The sequence below is a fragment of the Serratia proteamaculans genome (assembly GCF_949794035.1).
GTDB lineage: Bacteria > Pseudomonadota > Gammaproteobacteria > Enterobacterales > Enterobacteriaceae > Serratia > Serratia proteamaculans.
This window is the reverse complement of sequence record NZ_OX461105.1, coordinates 5,311,980-5,327,825: the sequence shown is the minus strand read 5'-3', so window position 1 is coordinate 5,327,825 and position 15,846 is coordinate 5,311,980. Positions and strand designations below refer to the sequence as shown.

Annotated in this window: 15 protein-coding genes; 6 read left to right on the top strand and 9 right to left on the bottom strand. The window is 55.0% G+C overall.

From position 1 onward, the window contains the following. Positions 1-215 precede the first annotated feature (215 nt). Positions 216-1,427, top strand: coding sequence for a sodium/glutamate symporter (gltS, locus tag QOT07_RS24790; RefSeq protein ID WP_099063928.1), 1,212 nt, complete (start codon positions 216-218; stop codon positions 1,425-1,427). Between the two features lie 60 nt (positions 1,428-1,487). Here the strand turns inward: gltS and recG are convergent, their stop codons facing one another. The 5 genes from recG to gmk are packed head-to-tail and all read right to left on the bottom strand — an operon-like array spanning position 1,488 to position 7,351. Then, positions 1,488-3,569, bottom strand: a complete 2,082-nt coding sequence (gene recG, locus QOT07_RS24785; protein WP_261418197.1) for an ATP-dependent DNA helicase RecG — start codon at positions 3,567-3,569, stop codon at positions 1,488-1,490. Then, positions 3,566-4,261, bottom strand: coding sequence for a tRNA (guanosine(18)-2'-O)-methyltransferase TrmH (gene trmH / locus QOT07_RS24780; RefSeq protein ID WP_099063926.1), 696 nt, complete (start codon positions 4,259-4,261; stop codon positions 3,566-3,568). The genes recG and trmH overlap by 4 nt, the downstream gene beginning before the upstream one ends. Before the next feature lie 5 nt (positions 4,262-4,266). Next, positions 4,267-6,378 carry a bifunctional GTP diphosphokinase/guanosine-3',5'-bis pyrophosphate 3'-pyrophosphohydrolase gene (gene spoT / locus QOT07_RS24775; protein WP_085120071.1) on the bottom strand — a complete coding sequence of 704 codons (2,112 nt, stop codon included), beginning with the start codon at positions 6,376-6,378 and terminating at the stop codon, positions 4,267-4,269. Positions 6,379-6,397: 19 nt separating this feature from the next. Further along, positions 6,398-6,673, bottom strand: a complete 276-nt coding sequence (rpoZ, locus tag QOT07_RS24770; RefSeq protein ID WP_004953385.1) for a DNA-directed RNA polymerase subunit omega — start codon at positions 6,671-6,673, stop codon at positions 6,398-6,400. Between the two features lie 54 nt (positions 6,674-6,727). Continuing rightward, on the bottom strand, positions 6,728-7,351 hold the full coding sequence (gene gmk, locus QOT07_RS24765) for a guanylate kinase (protein WP_099063925.1): 624 nt from the start codon (positions 7,349-7,351) through the stop codon (positions 6,728-6,730). Between the two features lie 284 nt (positions 7,352-7,635). Here gmk and ligB point away from each other — a divergent pair, with 284 nt between their 5' ends. Continuing rightward, positions 7,636-9,369, top strand: coding sequence for an NAD-dependent DNA ligase LigB (gene ligB, locus QOT07_RS24760; RefSeq protein ID WP_283604235.1), 1,734 nt, complete (start codon positions 7,636-7,638; stop codon positions 9,367-9,369). On the opposite strand, the gene QOT07_RS24755 is transcribed toward ligB, so the two are convergent. Beyond that, positions 9,344-9,961 carry a trimeric intracellular cation channel family protein gene (locus QOT07_RS24755; RefSeq protein ID WP_085120066.1) on the bottom strand — a complete coding sequence of 206 codons (618 nt, stop codon included), beginning with the start codon at positions 9,959-9,961 and terminating at the stop codon, positions 9,344-9,346. The genes ligB and QOT07_RS24755 overlap by 26 nt on opposite strands. Positions 9,962-10,243: 282 nt before the next feature. On the opposite strand from QOT07_RS24755, the gene QOT07_RS24750 reads away from it, so the two are divergent. Then, complete coding sequence (locus QOT07_RS24750) at positions 10,244-10,678, top strand: DUF3574 domain-containing protein (RefSeq protein ID WP_283604234.1); 435 nt, start codon at positions 10,244-10,246, stop codon at positions 10,676-10,678. A gap of 38 nt (positions 10,679-10,716) precedes the next feature. On the opposite strand, the gene QOT07_RS24745 is transcribed toward QOT07_RS24750, so the two are convergent. Further along, positions 10,717-11,901: a NupC/NupG family nucleoside CNT transporter gene (locus QOT07_RS24745; RefSeq protein ID WP_112349295.1), complete on the bottom strand. Its 1,185-nt coding sequence runs from the start codon at positions 11,899-11,901 to the stop codon at positions 10,717-10,719. 372 nt (positions 11,902-12,273) lie between these two features. Here QOT07_RS24745 and QOT07_RS24740 point away from each other — a divergent pair, with 372 nt between their 5' ends. Beyond that, entirely contained in the window at positions 12,274-12,669 is a 396-nt protein-coding gene (locus tag QOT07_RS24740) for a hypothetical protein (protein WP_198404450.1), read from the top strand. A 46-nt stretch (positions 12,670-12,715) separates the two neighbouring features. Here the strand turns inward: QOT07_RS24740 and QOT07_RS24735 are convergent, their stop codons facing one another. Continuing rightward, positions 12,716-13,579, bottom strand: a complete 864-nt coding sequence (locus QOT07_RS24735; RefSeq protein ID WP_099063912.1) for a YicC/YloC family endoribonuclease — start codon at positions 13,577-13,579, stop codon at positions 12,716-12,718. Positions 13,580-13,705: 126 nt separating this feature from the next. Between QOT07_RS24735 and rph the strand changes: the two genes are divergently transcribed. Further along, a complete protein-coding gene (rph, locus tag QOT07_RS24730) occupies positions 13,706-14,422 on the top strand; it encodes a ribonuclease PH (protein WP_012147518.1) in 717 nt (238 codons plus the stop codon). A 92-nt stretch (positions 14,423-14,514) separates the two neighbouring features. Further along, on the top strand, positions 14,515-15,156 hold the full coding sequence (pyrE, locus tag QOT07_RS24725; RefSeq protein WP_085120062.1) for an orotate phosphoribosyltransferase: 642 nt from the start codon (positions 14,515-14,517) through the stop codon (positions 15,154-15,156). A 48-nt stretch (positions 15,157-15,204) separates the two neighbouring features. On the opposite strand, the gene slmA is transcribed toward pyrE, so the two are convergent. Continuing rightward, entirely contained in the window at positions 15,205-15,801 is a 597-nt protein-coding gene (gene slmA / locus QOT07_RS24720) for a nucleoid occlusion factor SlmA (RefSeq protein ID WP_012147516.1), read from the bottom strand. Between the last annotated feature and the right edge of the window lie 45 nt (positions 15,802-15,846).

Below are 15,846 nucleotides of genomic sequence, written 5' to 3'. Positions count from 1 at the left end.
CAGGCATTTTAATGATTTGCCTCACAAAAGCAAACGGTTGCGCGTTAATGTTTTGTTAGTGTTATCGCCGGTTATGTCGCATTTTTATTCATTTTTTCTTGTGTTATCAGCGTTTTTTCCTTCTAATCCTGCACTCATCAAGTTTTAAAAACTAAGCGGTTTTCTATAACTTATTATTTCTTAATTGGATCTTTCCCCTTACATGGAGTACCTGGATGTTTCATCTTGATACTTATGGCACGTTAGTCGCGGCAACATTGGTTTTGCTCCTTGGGGGCAAATGCGTTACCAGCATTCCCCTGTTGAGAAAATACACTATCCCCGCACCTGTCGCCGGTGGCTTACTGGTGGCACTCCTGTTGTTAGCCCTGAAAAAGCTGGTTAACTGGGAAATCAGCTTCGATATGTCGCTGAAGGACCCATTGATGCTGGCTTTCTTCGCCACCATCGGTCTGAATGCCAACCTGGCGCGTTTGCGTGCGGGCGGCAAGGCATTAATGGTGTTCCTGTTTGTGGTGCTGGGCCTGCTGCTGGTGCAGAACGCCATCGGCATCGGCATGGCGAAAATGCTGGGTCTGGATCCGCTAATGGGTCTGATCGCCGGCTCCATTACGCTGTCCGGCGGCCACGGCACCGGGGCGGCCTGGAGCAAGCTGTTTATCGAGCGCTACGGGTTTGAAAATGCCACGGAAGTGGCGATGGCCTGTGCCACCTTCGGACTGGTACTGGGTGGCCTGATTGGCGGGCCGGTGGCACGATACCTGGTGAAGCACTCTTCCACGCCGGAAGGCACACCGGACGACAGTGTCCAGCCAAGCGGTTTTGAAAAGCCGGAAAGCGGCCGTTTGATCACCTCGCTGGTCATGGTTGAAACCATTGCCATGATCGCCATCTGTTTGAGCCTGGGTCAGTTGATCTCGGGCTTGCTGAGTGGCACGGTGTTTGAATTGCCAAACTTCGTCTGCGTGCTGTTTGTCGGCGTGATCCTCAGCAACACCCTGGCTTTCACCGGCTTTTATACCGTGTTTGAACGTGCGGTATCGGTGCTGGGCAACGTCAGCCTGTCGCTGTTCCTGGCCATGGCGCTGATGAGCCTGCGGTTGTGGGAGCTGGCTTCGCTGGCCTTGCCGATGCTGGCGATCCTGGCGGTGCAAACGCTGGTGATGGCGCTGTACGCCATTTTCGTCACCTACCGGGTGATGGGCAAAAATTACGATGCAGCGGTACTGGCTGCGGGCCACTGTGGCTTCGGTATGGGCGCGACGCCAACGGCGATCGCCAATATGCAGGCGATTACCGATCGCTTCGGCCCATCACACCTGGCGTTTCTGGTGGTGCCAATGGTCGGGGCGTTCTTTATTGATATTGCCAACGCGATTGTGATTAAGCTGTATCTGCTGCTGCCGATATTCCCGGTTATTGGCTGATTAACGGGTCGTAATAAACGAAAAGGGCGCCGATTGGCGCCCTTTTCTATGGTCGGGGGATTAGGCGTTGGAGTAACGCGCTTTTTCCGGTAACCAGCGTTCAATCAAGGCTCGGGCATGTTCCGGATACTGCTGATGGATATGGCGGGCGACGCGTTGCACTTCCGGGATCATCGCCTGATCGCGCAGTAAATCAGCCACTTTGAACTCTGCACTGCCGGTTTGACGTGTGCCCAGCAACTCACCGGGGCCGCGGATCTCAAGATCTTGCTGCGCAATAACGAAGCCGTCATTGCTGTCACGCAGCACCTGCAGGCGCTTTTGTGCCGTTTTGCTCAGCGGCGTTTTGTACAACAAAACACAGTGTGACGCGACAGCACCACGACCCACGCGGCCGCGTAGCTGATGCAGCTGCGCCAGCCCCAACCGCTCCGGGTTTTCGATGATCATCAGGCTGGCATTCGGTACGTCGACACCGACTTCGATCACCGTCGTTGCCACCAACAGCTGCAGTTCGCCTTGTTTAAAGGCCTGCATCACCGCCTGCTTCTCTTGTGCTTTCATACGGCCATGTATCAGCGCGACTTTCAGCTCCGGTAACGCGACTTTCAGTTCTTCCCAGGTGGCTTCTGCCGCCTGGGCTTCCAGCACTTCAGACTCCTCAATCAGCGTACAAACCCAATACGCCTGTCGGCCTTCTTCGATGCAGGCGTTTTTCACTCGCTGAATAATATCGGCACGGCGGGTATCGGGAATGGCGACGGTAGTGACTGGCGTTCTGCCTGGGGGCAGTTCGTCGATCACCGAAGTGTCGAGATCGGCATAGGCGGTCATCGCCAGCGTGCGTGGGATGGGCGTGGCGGTCATGATCAACTGATGGGCATGGAAGCCTTGCTCCTCCCCCTTTTCCCACAGGGCCAGCCGCTGGTGTACGCCAAAACGGTGTTGTTCGTCGATGATCACCAGCGCCAGGCCGGAGAACTGCACCTGTTCCTGGAAGATGGCGTGCGTACCGACCACCATCGACACCTGCCCACTGGCAATCGCCTCTTGCTGCGCGATACGCGCTTTACCTTTTTGCTTGCCGGCCAGCCAGCCGACTTGCAGCCCCAGCGGTTCAAACCACTGGCGGAAATTGTTGGCGTGCTGTTCGGCCAGCAGCTCCGTTGGCGCCATCAGCGCCACCTGCTTGCCGTGAGCGATAGCGCGCAACGCGGCTAGCGCAGCCACCAGCGTTTTGCCGGAGCCGACGTCGCCCTGGACCAGCCGCATCATCGGGAAGCCTTTTTGCATATCGGCTTCGATATCGGCCACCACGCGATCTTGCGCCCCGGTTGGTGAAAACGGCAACTGGGCGAGGAATTGCTTTTTAAGCCGGTCATCCGGCATCAGCGGCAGCGCCTGATAGCTCTGGGCACCGGCTCGTACCGCCAGCATGCTGAGGTTATGTGCCAGCAGCTCTTCCAGGATCAGACGTTTTTGCGCCGGGTGTTTACCCAGTTCCAAATCCGCTAACTGGATATCCGGCGGTGGGCGATGCAGGGTATGCAACGCCTGTGGCAGGCTCATTAACCCACCGCTCAGTTCTGGCGGCAGCAGTTCGGCAATGGCGCAGGTATCCAACAGCTCCAGCGCTTGATCGGTCAGCTTGCGCAGCGTGGCCTGCCGAATGCCTTCGGTGGTGGGGTAGACCGGCGTCAGTGACTCTTGCAGCTCAACCTCACTGCTTTCTCCCTGAATGCGGTATTCCGGGTGAATAATTTCTGCGCCGTGATTACCACGTTTGACTTCACCATAGGCGGTGACACGACGGCCGGTGGCCAGGCTGTTCTTCATCGCCGCATTGAAGTTGAAGAAGCGCATGGTGAGCAGGCCGGTACCGTCACTGATCTGACAGGTCAGCATGCGTCGACGGCCAAAGCTGATGTCTGTGCGCAGTACTTCGCCTTCCACGGTGGCAAAAATGCCCGGTTGCAGATCGTTTATTGGATAGAGGCGGGTGCGGTCTTCATAGCGCAGCGGCAGGTGCAGCAGCAAATCCTGAATGGTTTCCAGGCCAATTTTGGCCAATTTACCCGCCTGGCTGGCGCCAACCCCGGAAAGTGTGGTGAGTGGGACAGCATCCAGCAGGCGGCCTTTCATTTACGTACCGTCGCTTGCATGGTTGCCCACCATTCGGCATCGGCGACCACCTGGCCCTGCTCATCAATGTGTGGGCGCGGCAGCCTTTTACGCTTGGCCACGTTGGCCAGTACCGGATAGCCGCCTTCAAACAGCAGACGTTGCTGCTCTTCCTGGTCGAGCATGCTGTGCTCACGGCGATACATACCGGCATTTTGCCGCTGGCGTTGCGCTTCGTACAAGATCAATGCCGAGGCGACCGACACGTTAAGCGACTGCACCATACCGATCATCGGAATGATGATGTCCTGATCGGCAAGCCGCAGAGCCTCTTCGGTGATGCCGGTTTTTTCCTGACCCAGCAGCACGCAGGTTGGGCGGGTGTAATCCACCTCACGGAAGTCGACAGCGCGGGCTGACAGGTTAGTCGCCAGAATTTGCATACCCTGATCTTTCAGATGGGTCACGGCGTCGACAATGGTGGGATGGGTTTTGACATTCACCCAGCTGTTGCTGCCGGCCGCGGAAGAAACCAGGGTGCGCATGCGCGGGGTTGGCCACACGGCATGCACCTGATGCACGCCGACGGCGTCGGCGGTGCGGATAATGGCGGAGACGTTATGCGGTTTGTGCACCTGTTCCAGGCAGACCGTTAAATCCGGCTGCCGGGTAGCCAGCATTTCACAAATCCGCGCATAGCGTTCAGGGCTCATAAGCGCTAATTTCGGTTACGGTTAACTTTAATGACATCCGGCATGATACGGATTTTACGCATAATATTTGCCAGATGGATGCGATCGCGGGTGGTCAAGCGGATAAAGGCGCTATAAACCCGGCCGTCTTTTTCTTCGGTATTCAGGCTTTGGATATTGGACTCAGCCGCATTGATAGCCGCCGTCAGGTTGGCCAACGCCCCCTGATGGTTAAACATGTCCACTTTGATCTCGGCAATGAATTCCTGCTCGATGTCTTTATCCCACTCTACCGCCATGAATTTCTCAGGCTCTTTCTGGTAGCCGCGGATATTCCGGCAGGACTCATGGTGGATCACCAGGCCTTTGCCTGGACTGACGTGAGCGATGATCGGGTCACCTGGAATAGGTCGGCAGCATTTGGCGAAGGTGATCAGTACGCCGTCTGCGCCCTTGATCGCCAGGTTACGCACCCCGGAGGACGTGCCCAGATTGGACTGGTCACCCTGCAGGTTTTTCGCTACCACCACGCTCATGGCATTGCCCAAGCCGATTTCAGCCAGCAAATCATCCAGCGTTGCCAGCTTCATGCGATCCAACTCGTGCTGGATATTTTCCGGTGGGATCTCTGCCAGTTTGCGGCTGCCGCCCAACGCATGATTCAACAAGCGACGGCCGAGGCTGACCGAATCATCGCGTTTGAGGTTCTTCAGCATCTGGCGGATTTTGGCGCGCGCTTTTGAGCTGACGACAAAGTTCAGCCAGGCGGCGTTGGGTCGTGCTCCCGGTGCGGTGATAATTTCGACCGTTTGGCCGCTACTCAGTGACTGCGACAGCGGGTACGGCTGACGATCGACCCGCGCACCAACGCAGGCGTGGCCGATATCGGTGTGTACCGCGTAGGCGAAGTCGACCGGCGTTGCGCCCGCAGGCAATTCGACAATGCGGCCTTCCGGGGTGAAAACGTAAATCTCATCCGGGAACAGATCGGATTTTACGCTCTCGATAAATTCAAACGAACTGCCGGCGCTTTGTTGCAGCTCCAGCAAGCTTTGCATCCAGCGCTGAGCGCGGATTTGTGCGGTGGTGCCGGTTTCGCCCTGTTCTTTTTCTTTATAAGCCCAGTGCGCGGCGACCCCCATTTCGGCCATCTGATCCATATCTTCGGTACGGATCTGCACCTCAACCGGTACGCCGTGTGGGCCGATCAATGAAGTGTGCAGCGATTGATAGCCGTTAGCCTTGGGAATGGCGATATAGTCTTTGACCCTGCCCGGACGCGGTTTGTACAGGCTGTGAGCCTGACCCAGTACGCGGTAGCAGGTGTCGACTTCCTTCACGATCACCCGGAACGCGTAGATATCCATAATTGAATGGAAACGCTGTTCTTTCAGGTGCATCTTGAGGTAGATGGAATACAGATGTTTCTCCCGCCCGCTGACGCGGCAGGGTATGCCGGCCTCGGTCAGTCGCCCTTCGATCTCAGCGAGAATCTTCTGGATCATCTCTTTACGGTTACCGCGCGCGGCTTTCACCACTTCTTTGATTACGCGATAACGGTTCGGGTACAACGCTTCAAAACCCAGCTCTTCCAGCTCGGTTTTCAGGTGGTGAATACCCAGACGATGGGCCAGAGGGCTGTAGATTTCCAGGGTTTCACGCGCAATACGCCGCCGTTTATCAGGGCGAAGCGAACCGAGGGTGCGCATGTTGTGCGTACGGTCGGCCAGCTTGATCAACACGACGCGGATATCCTGCACCATCGCCATGATCATCTTGCGGAAGTTTTCCGCCTGCGCTTCTTTTTTATCCTGGAACTTCAGCTTGTCGAGCTTGGATACGCCTTCAACCAATTCGGCAACGCTTTTGCCGAACAGCTGTTCCATATCCTGGTAGGTGGCCGGGGTGTCTTCGATGACGTCGTGCAGCAATGCTGCCATCAGCGTCTCATGGTCGAGACGCATTTCCGCCAGAATGCAGGCCACGGCAACCGGGTGAGTAATGTAGGGCTCACCGCTGGAGCGTGTCTGTCCCTCGTGAGCATCACGTGCAACGAGGTATGCCTGTTTGAGGCGCTTAATCTGCTCCTCAGGCAGGTAACGTTGAATCAGCAGATTCAGGCTTTCAAACAGGTACAAAGGCAGACTCGCAGTCTAATTAACGACGACCTTCAGCAATGGCGGTAACCGCTTGAATCTCTGCGGCTTCCTGCTCTTGCTGTTCCTGACGATCACGAACATCGAGGATCTGGCTGGTGATCAGGCCTTCTTCGATTTCGCGCAGCGCGATAACGGTGTACTTGTCGTTTTCTTCCGGAACAAGTGCATCTTTACCGCCAGTCTGGATTTGACGTGCCCGACGAGCAGCGACCAACACCAGGTCAAAACGGTTACCAATTTTCTCTACAGCGTCTTGAACAGTTACGCGTGCCATATTTGTGCTACTCCACAGGTGACGAAAAGACTGGGCATAATACTGAAACTGTCTTCAGTCTGCCAATAGTTTGCTGATTAAAGCGTCATGCCGCAGTAATTGGCGGCCTAAACGCAGGCGCTCGGCGCGAATAATGGTTTTCAGATCGGACAGAGCCAAGTCGAAATCATCATTCACAATTAAATAATCATACTCCGCGTAATGCGCCATTTCCGCCACGGCTTGCGCCATGCGTTTGGCGATCACTTCATCTGAGTCTTGCCCACGGCCACGCAGGCGACGATCAAGTTCTTCCTTCGACGGCGGCAAAATAAAGATGCTGCGTGCCTGGGGCATTTTTGCGCGAATCTGCTGTGCGCCCTGCCAGTCGATATCCAGGAAAACGTCTACACCGGTCGACAGCACCTGCTCAATGGCGGCGCGTGAGGTCCCGTAATAGTTGCCGAACACTTCGGCGTGCTCAAGAAAGGCATCCTGCTCAATCATTCGGCAGAATTCATCTTTTGAGACGAAGAAGTAATGATCGCCATGCTGTTCACCCGGGCGGCTGTCGCGCGTGGTGTGCGAAACCGAAACCTGCGTGTCGTACAGCGGTTGCGTCTTTAACAAAGCCTGAATCAGACTTGATTTCCCTGCGCCACTGGGGGCAGAGACAATATAAAGTGTGCCTTGAGCCATGATGATGTTCGTTGGTAGCGGTTGATATGCCAATAACAGCGGATGTGTATTTTCTCCGCACAGTATACACGGCTAACGAGCCGGATGCAGCGTTAGCTCGCATTTTGCCCGCCGCTTTATGCTGAAAAAACCTCAAACAGACGAGTTTGCGCAGCTTATCGCTAAATTTTGGCGTTTTTCTGCAACGCGCTCTGCCCTTCTCGAGCTGCTTTGCAGAACGACTGATTGGCCATTGCCGCGTCTCCAATTCCCGGATTTACTGCCGGTTATCAGGGAGGTGCACAATGCGTAAAGGTGTGATGGGGATCGGGATGATCCTGCTGGGCTGTTTGGTGTTTAGTGGGCCACTGTGGGCGGAGTCTTGCCCGGCATGGCGGCCGGAGCGGTTGCAACTGGAGATAACCACGTTAAAAAACCAGCTTGAGCGCTGGGATGTGGCTTATTACCAACAGGGAAACAGTTTGGTTGAAGATGAAGTGTACGACAGCCTGCGCAAAAAACTGCAGCTGTGGCTAGCTTGCGCCGGGCTGGCATCGGCAGAGGAGCCTGTGCCGCTTTTACCTGCGGGCAAGTTGTCGCACCCGGTTGCGCATACCGGATTACGCAAGTTGCCCGCTCCTGCCGCAGTGGCCCAATGGTTGCACGGCCGCAGTGACCTTTGGGTTCAGCCAAAGGTGGACGGCGTAGCCATTACGCTGGTTTATCGTGACGGAGTCTTGGTGTCGGCGATCAGCCGGGGGGACGGGCTGAAGGGGGAAAACTGGCTGGAAAAGGTGCGTGCCATACCGGCGGTGCCCACTGACATCAAGGATGCGCCGCAGATGCTGACCCTGCAAGGTGAGCTGTTTCTGATGGTGAACGGTCATCAACAAAAACGCAGTGGTGGCATTAATGCCCGGGCTAAGGTTGCCGGTGCGTTGATGAAAAAGAAGCCTTCACCGGTACTGCAGCAGATTGGCCTGTTTGTCTGGGCATGGCCGGACGGTCCGCAAGCGATGCCGGAGCGTTTACACCAGCTTGCTGCTATGGGGTTCCCTTTGACCCTGGCTTATTCGCAACCGGTGAAATCATTGGTGCAAGTGCAGCAATGGCGAGATCACTGGTACCAGGCTGCTTTACCTTTCGTCACCGATGGCGTGGTGATCCATCAGGCGCGTTCACCGCAGGGAAGGTACTGGCAAGCGAAGCCCGGTGATTGGGCCGTTGCCTGGAAGTATCCTCCGGCGCAGCAGGTTGCGCAGGTCAATGGCGTCGAATTCAATGTGGGGCGAACCGGAAAAATTGCCGTGGTGCTGCGCCTTGAACCTGTCAGGTTGGACGACAAATGGGTGACTCGGGTTAACCTCGGCTCACTACCCCGTTGGCGGCAATGGGCGGTTGTGCCTGGAGATCAGGTGGTAATCAGCCTGATGGGACATGGCATTCCGCATCTTAATAAGGTGGTCTGGCGGATAAAAGAGAGGTCGATGCCCAGTGCGCCATCCGCAGAACATTATCACCCGTTGAGTTGCTTTAGTTGGCGGCCAGGTTGCCGTCAGCAATTTCTTGCCCGGCTGGTATGGCTGGGTGGCCGACAGGGGTTAAATCTGCACGGGGTCAACGAATCTACCTGGCAGGCACTCATCGATCAGGGGCTGGTCCGGCATCTGTTGGATTGGTTGGTGCTGACGCCGGAACAGTTGATGTCTGCCCCTGGTATTGGCGGTAAGCGAGGGCAGAGCATTTACCGGCAATTTCAACTGGCGCGACAGCAGCCTTTTGCCCGCTGGTTAATCGCCTTAGGCGCGCCGCTGTCCCCGCAGCAAGCGGTGACGTTGAAAAGCTGGCATCAGGTCCAGCAATTGCCCGCCGAAGCATGGCGGACGATGGCCGGTATTGGAACCAAAAGGGCGCGGCAGATTGCCGACTTTCTCCAGCACCCGCCATTGCTGGCATTGGTCAGTATGCTGGTATCCCAGGAAATAATCGGTTTTGCCCCCGAGGTGGACACTATTAATGATCCGGATGCTGGTAATTAAATACCGGTAGACCCAGACGAAAGCGCAGGGCGAGTAAGCGGGCGCTGAGGCCGACGACCAGTGTGATGATCACCACCAGATTATGCGGCAGGCTGAAGTGTTGCAGGCCGATGTACAGCCAGGCTGCGGCAAAGGAAATACCGGCATAGATTTCCTTCTGAAATACCAGCGGAATGCGGTTGCAGAGCATATCGCGCAGTACGCCACCGAACACGCCGGTTATCACGGCGGCAATCGCGGCGATGATGGCACCGTGCCCCATATCCAGTGCTACTTGCGCGCCGATGATTGAAAACACAATCAGGCCAACGGCATCCAAAACCAGGAATAGGCGACGCAGGTGACGCATCAAGGGGGCCAGCCAGGTGGTGACAATCGCCGCAATGGCGACGATAACGATATATTCAGGATGTTTGACCCACCCCAGAGGAAAATGCCCGAGCAGCATATCGCGCACCGAACCGCCGCCGATGGCGGTAGCCGAAGCAATAATAATTACGCCAAACATATCCATCTGGCGACGGCCGGCAGCCAGTGCGCCGGTCATGGCTTCGGCAGTGATGCCGATGATATAAAGAACGCTCAGTAACATAAGGTATTCACAGGGTGGGCAGGAATGAGTGTAATGGTGGAAGGGTAATCGCCGACGGGGTACATCGCTACTGAGTTTTTCTAACGGGTGATGTTTCGGATTACTTTAATTAATCCATTGTTGATTGGATTTACTTGTTTATTGCCTTTTCTAACCTTTTGTTGCTAACGGCAGCATTAGAAATTTAGTGTTAGTTTCTATGGCTGACTATATTTATTGCACTCGGTCCGAGGCTACGCGTCGACGGCGGATACTGGTATTCACTAAGGAACATAAAGATAAATGAAAAACACCTACCTGCTGGCGACGGCTGTAACAGCGGCCTTACTGTTGAGCGGTTGCGTTGCTCCAGTTCCGAACACCGTACAGCAAAAGTCAGCGGCTTGCTCAGTAGGCGATCCCATGACGCAAACAACGCTTTATTTTGGCCTGAATCGCCCCGTGGGGCCGGTGATTAGCGCAGCAGAGTGGCAGAGTTTCGTTGATCGGCAAGTGACGCCGCGCTTTAAAGATGGGCTGTCGGTATTTGATGCCAAAGGGCAGTGGCTGGGTAATGACGGCAAGCTGGCGCGTGAGAACAGCAAGGCACTGATGCTAATCCATGCGTCGGGCAAGGAAAGTGAAACCAATATTGAGGCGTTGCGCAGCAGCTATAAGCAACAGTTTGCGCAGGATTCCGTGATGCGTGTAGATGCGCCGGTGTGTGTCGCGTTCTGATGAAATCCCGGCCCGCAGGCCGGGGCTAGGGATTTGGCTTACAGAACCAACCCGGCGATGGCCGCCGAAAGCAGGCTGACCAGCGTTGAGCCGTAGACCAGTTTCAGGCCAAAACGAGAAACTACGTTGCCCTGTCGCTCGTTAAGCCCTTTGATTGCCCCGGCAACGATACCGATAGAGGCAAAGTTAGCGAAGGACACCAGGAATACCGACAGGATGCCCAGGCCGCGTGGTGTTAGCTCTGCCGCAATTTTTTTCAGTTCGATCATCGCTACAAATTCATTGGCTACCAGCTTGGTCGCCATGATGCTGCCTGCCCGTAGCGCATCCGGCGCCGGGATGCCGATCAGCCAGGCCAGCGGATAGAATACATAGCCCAGGATCTGTTGGAAACTGATACCGAACACCGCGGAGAACAGAGCGTTTACCGCAGAAATCAGCGCAATAAAGCCAATCAGCATGGCAGCGATAATCATCGCGATTTTGAAGCCCGCCAAAATGTACTCGCCCAGCATTTCAAAGAAGCTCTGATCTTCATGCAGCTTACTCAGCTTCAATTCAGGCTCATCGTCCAACTGATAAGGGTTGATGATCGACAAAATGATAAAGGTACTGAACATATTGAGGATCAGCGCTGCAACCACGTATTGCGCATCGATCATCGACATATAGGCGCCAACGATGGACATGGATACTGTTGACATGGCAGTAGCCGCCATGGTGTACATGCGGCGTGGCGAGATATCGCCAATGATGCCCTTATAAGCGATAAAGTTTTCTGATTGTCCGAGCACCAGCGTGCTGACGGCGTTGAAAGACTCCAGCTTGCCCATGCCGTTAACTTTGGACAGCAGAGTGCCAACCACACGGATAATCAGCGGTAAAATGCGGAAATGTTGCAAAATGCCGATTAGCGCAGAAATAAAGATAATCGGGCACAAAACCCCCAGGAAGATAAACGCCAACCCGTCTTTGCTCATGCCACCAAACACAAAGTCGGAACCTTGCGCGGCGTATGTCAGCAGCGTTTCAAAGAAACCGGCGACGTGTCTGATGACGCTAAGGCCACTTTCTGAATGCAGGAAGAAATAGGCGAGGGCACCTTCGATGACCAGAAGCTGAATAATGTAGCGCAGGCGGATTTTCTTGCGGTCATTGCTGACTAACAGGGCCAGGGCGATGATCACCACCAGGGCAAAAATAAATTGCAGAATTTGCGGCATAAAGGGTCCGTACAGCTTGCGGGCATGAAAAAACACATTTAGCCACAGCTTGGCCCTCCTTTCATTACCTTAGGTGATAATTGGAATAAAATACTTTCAGTCAGCGAGATAAGTTACCCATTGCCACCCGTGCCTGCTGGGTCGCAGTTTTTCATAAACCCACGCCATTCAATTTCCGACGCGTTTTTTGAGTTGTGGCGCGCAAAGCTTCGCCTCTTCAATGTTTGTTGCCTAAAGGCCTGTAACCCAGTGCTCAGAATGTCCCACGGGTTGCGCTAATAGATTGGTTTATTAAGGATTAACCATGAAAATAGCCTGACATTTTGTCGCAGAAATTCAGCGAAATTTTTTCTTAGGATGAGGAGACCAATGATGAACACCAGCACCTTATTGCGGGCTTTGGCGAATGGCGTGAATCCCGATACCGGCGAGTTATTGAAACCCACTTCAATGGCCAGTTCACCAGAAGCGATACGTCTTTTGTTCGCCCTGGCCGAGGAGTTTCAGAGCGAATCTGAACGCCAGAAAAAGACCAAGCTAACGCCGGAGGAACGGCGACAGAAGAATATTTTTGAGGGGCGGCCGGCAAAATCTTATTTCCCCTGGGATGAAGAAGAGAAACAGCGATTGCAAGAAAGCCACGCCGCGGGCATGACGCTGGAGGTGATGAGCAGTGAATTTGAACGCTCGACCTGGGGAATTGCCGTGCAGCTGCAGAAAATGGGGCTGATTACCGAAGAGCAGGCGGCTGGTTTACCCAGAGCATAGCCGTAAAAAAGCCCGCTGACGCGGGCTTAAGCGAATGAAGAACATATCACTCGATGTTCTGGATCTGCTCACGCATCTGCTCGATCAACACTTTCAGCTCGATGGCGGAAGTGGTGACGTCGGCATTGATGGACTTGGATGCCAGGGTATTAGATTCGCGGTTAAACTCCTGCATCATAAAGTCGAGGCGACGGCCCACGGCTTCTTTTTTCTTCAGGATGTTGTGCGTTTCTTTTACGTGGGCTTCCAGACGGTCCAACTCTTCGGCGACGTCAATACGCTGCGCCATCAACACCAGTTCCTGTTCCAAACGGGTGTTTTCCAGTTGTACCTGAGCTTCTTCCAGCTTGCTGACCAGACGCTCACGTTGCCATTGCAGAATGTTTGGCATCTGGGCACGTACCTTGATCACTTCGGCGCTAACGCCGTCCAGACGCTGTTCAATCAGCGCTTTCAGTGCGGTACCTTCGCTTTCGCGAGCAATGATGAAGTCATCCAGTGCACCGTCCAGCGCCTGCATTAGCTGTGCGCTGATAGCGTCCAGATCCTGCTCCTGGGCAGACATCACCCCTGGCCAACGCAGTACGTCGATAGGATCAATTTCCCCTTCGTCGCTTTGCATTTTTACCCAGTTGGCAGCTTCAACCAGCTGCTTGGCCAGCTTTTCGTTCAGGATCATTGAGCTTTGCGCGCTTGGGTCCAGTTCGAAACGCAGGTTGCATTCCACTTTGCCGCGGGTCAGGCGGCCACGAATACGTTCGCGGATCACCGGCTCCAGGCTGCGGAATTGCTCTGGCAGGCGAATGTAGGTTTCTAGATAGCGTTGGTTCACGGAACGCAGCTCCCAAGCTGCGCTGCCCCATTCACCCTTGATTTCACGCCGGGCGTAGGCTGTCATGCTGCGGATCATTGATGCGTACCCGTAATAGGAAAAGATGAGGCGATTATAGCGTTGGAGATGCGGGCAGGATAGGCATTACGTCACGAAGCCCGTATAATGCGCAGCCAATCGTTGATTAGAAGCCGGAGAGAGCCCATGCGTCCTGCAGGCAGAGCACCACAACAAGTTCGCCCACTGACACTGACCCGTCACTATACCAAACACGCGGAAGGCTCCGTGCTGGTTGAGTTTGGCGATACCAAAGTTTTGTGCACCGCCACGGTAGAAGAGGGCGTTCCGCGCTTCCTGAAAGGTCAGGGCCAGGGTTGGATCACCGCTGAATACGGCATGTTGCCGCGTTCTACCCACAGCCGTAACGCCCGCGAAGCCGCAAAAGGCAAGCAGGGTGGCCGCACGTTGGAAATCCAGCGCCTGATCGCCCGTTCGCTGCGTGCAGCGGTAGATCTGAAAAAACTCGGTGAGTTCACCATCACGCTCGACTGCGACGTCTTGCAGGCCGATGGTGGCACCCGTACCGCGTCCATTTCCGGTGCCTGTGTTGCGCTGGCCGATGCGTTGAATGCGCTGGTGGCCAACGGCAAGCTGAAAGCCAACCCGATGAAAGGCCTGGTCGCCGCAGTTTCTGTTGGTATCGTTAACGGCGAAGCGCTGTGCGATTTGGAGTATGTCGAAGACTCCGCAGCAGAAACCGATATGAACGTGGTGATGATGGAAGACGGCCGCATGATCGAGGTGCAGGGCACCGCCGAGGGCGAGCCGTTCAGCCACGATGAGTTACTGGCGCTGTTGGCGCTGGCTCGAGGGGGCATCGATACCATCTTCCAGGCGCAGAAAGCGGCGCTGGCAGACTAATTATTAAGGCGACTCAAGGGTCGCCTTTTTTACGCCCGGCGATCGGGCGGTAGTATTAACAGATCTAACCGACCAGACGAGGAGAAGCAGCAATGAAAGCCTATCAGCGCCAGTTTATCGAGTTCGCGCTTAACAAGCAGGTATTGAAATTCGGCGAGTTCACCCTGAAATCCGGCCGCACCAGCCCGTATTTCTTTAATGCCGGCCTGTTTAATACCGGGCGTGATCTCGCGCTGTTAGGGCGTTTCTATGCCGAAGCGCTGGTGGATTCCGGTATCGAGTTCGACCTGCTGTTTGGCCCAGCCTACAAAGGGATCCCGATCGCGACCACCACGGCCGTCGCGTTGGCAGAGCACCATGAGCGCGATGTGCCGTACTGCTTTAACCGTAAAGAAGCCAAGACCCATGGTGAGGGTGGCACGCTGGTAGGCAGTCCGCTGCAAGGCCGAGTGATGTTGGTGGACGACGTTATCACTGCAGGTACAGCGATCCGTGAATCAATGGAAATCATTGGCGCTGGCGGCGCGCGGCTTGCCGGGGTGCTGATTTCCCTCGATCGTCAGGAGCGCGGCCGTGCGGATATTTCGGCCATTCAGGAAGTTGAGCGTGACTATCACTGCAAGGTGATTTCCATCGTGACGCTGAAGGATTTGATTGTTTATCTGGAAGAGAAACCGGAAATGGCGGATCACCTGGCGGCGGTTCGCGCTTATCGCGAGCAGTACGGGGTTTAACGCGGGATTTACTATGCCGGGCGCACCAAAACGCACCCGGCATAGGGTTTATTGCAGCTGTGCCGCCAACAGTGGCCAGCGGCCATCAAATTCTTGCGTTGGGCGGTAGCGGAATTCGGAGCGTACGTAGCGTGACAGCATGCCTTCACAGAACGCCAGTAACTGGCTGGCCAGCAGCGTTTCATCCACGATAAAGCCTTTTCCTTCCCGCAGTTTGCGTTCTTTCAACACCTGACGCAGTTGCGCCTCGATGCGTTCAAACAGCTGGTTGATTCGCCCCTGCAGTCGATCTTGCTCAAACATTAATGCATGGCCGGTCATGATACGCGTCAGGCCCGGGTTGCGTTCGGCAAACCCCAGCACCAGTAACAGAATCAATCGCAGGCGGTTAAATGTCTCTTTCTCATCCTGCAGGATTAGGTTGATGCGCGTGATCAGGCTGTCTTCAATAAACTCGATCAGGCTGTCGAACATCCGTGTCTTGCTGGGAAAGTGCCGGTACAGTGCAGCTTCGGAGACTCCGACGTTAGCGGCAAGTTTAGCGGTGGTAATACGCTGGCTGCCGTCGCTGGATTCCAGCATCTGAGCTAATGCCTGCAGTATTTCCTCGCGCCGGTTCCTTTTGATTTTTTCTTTTTCTGCCATGTCTGATTAGACCCTTGCTAAAACTGCTTAGACTTTCGAAAACCC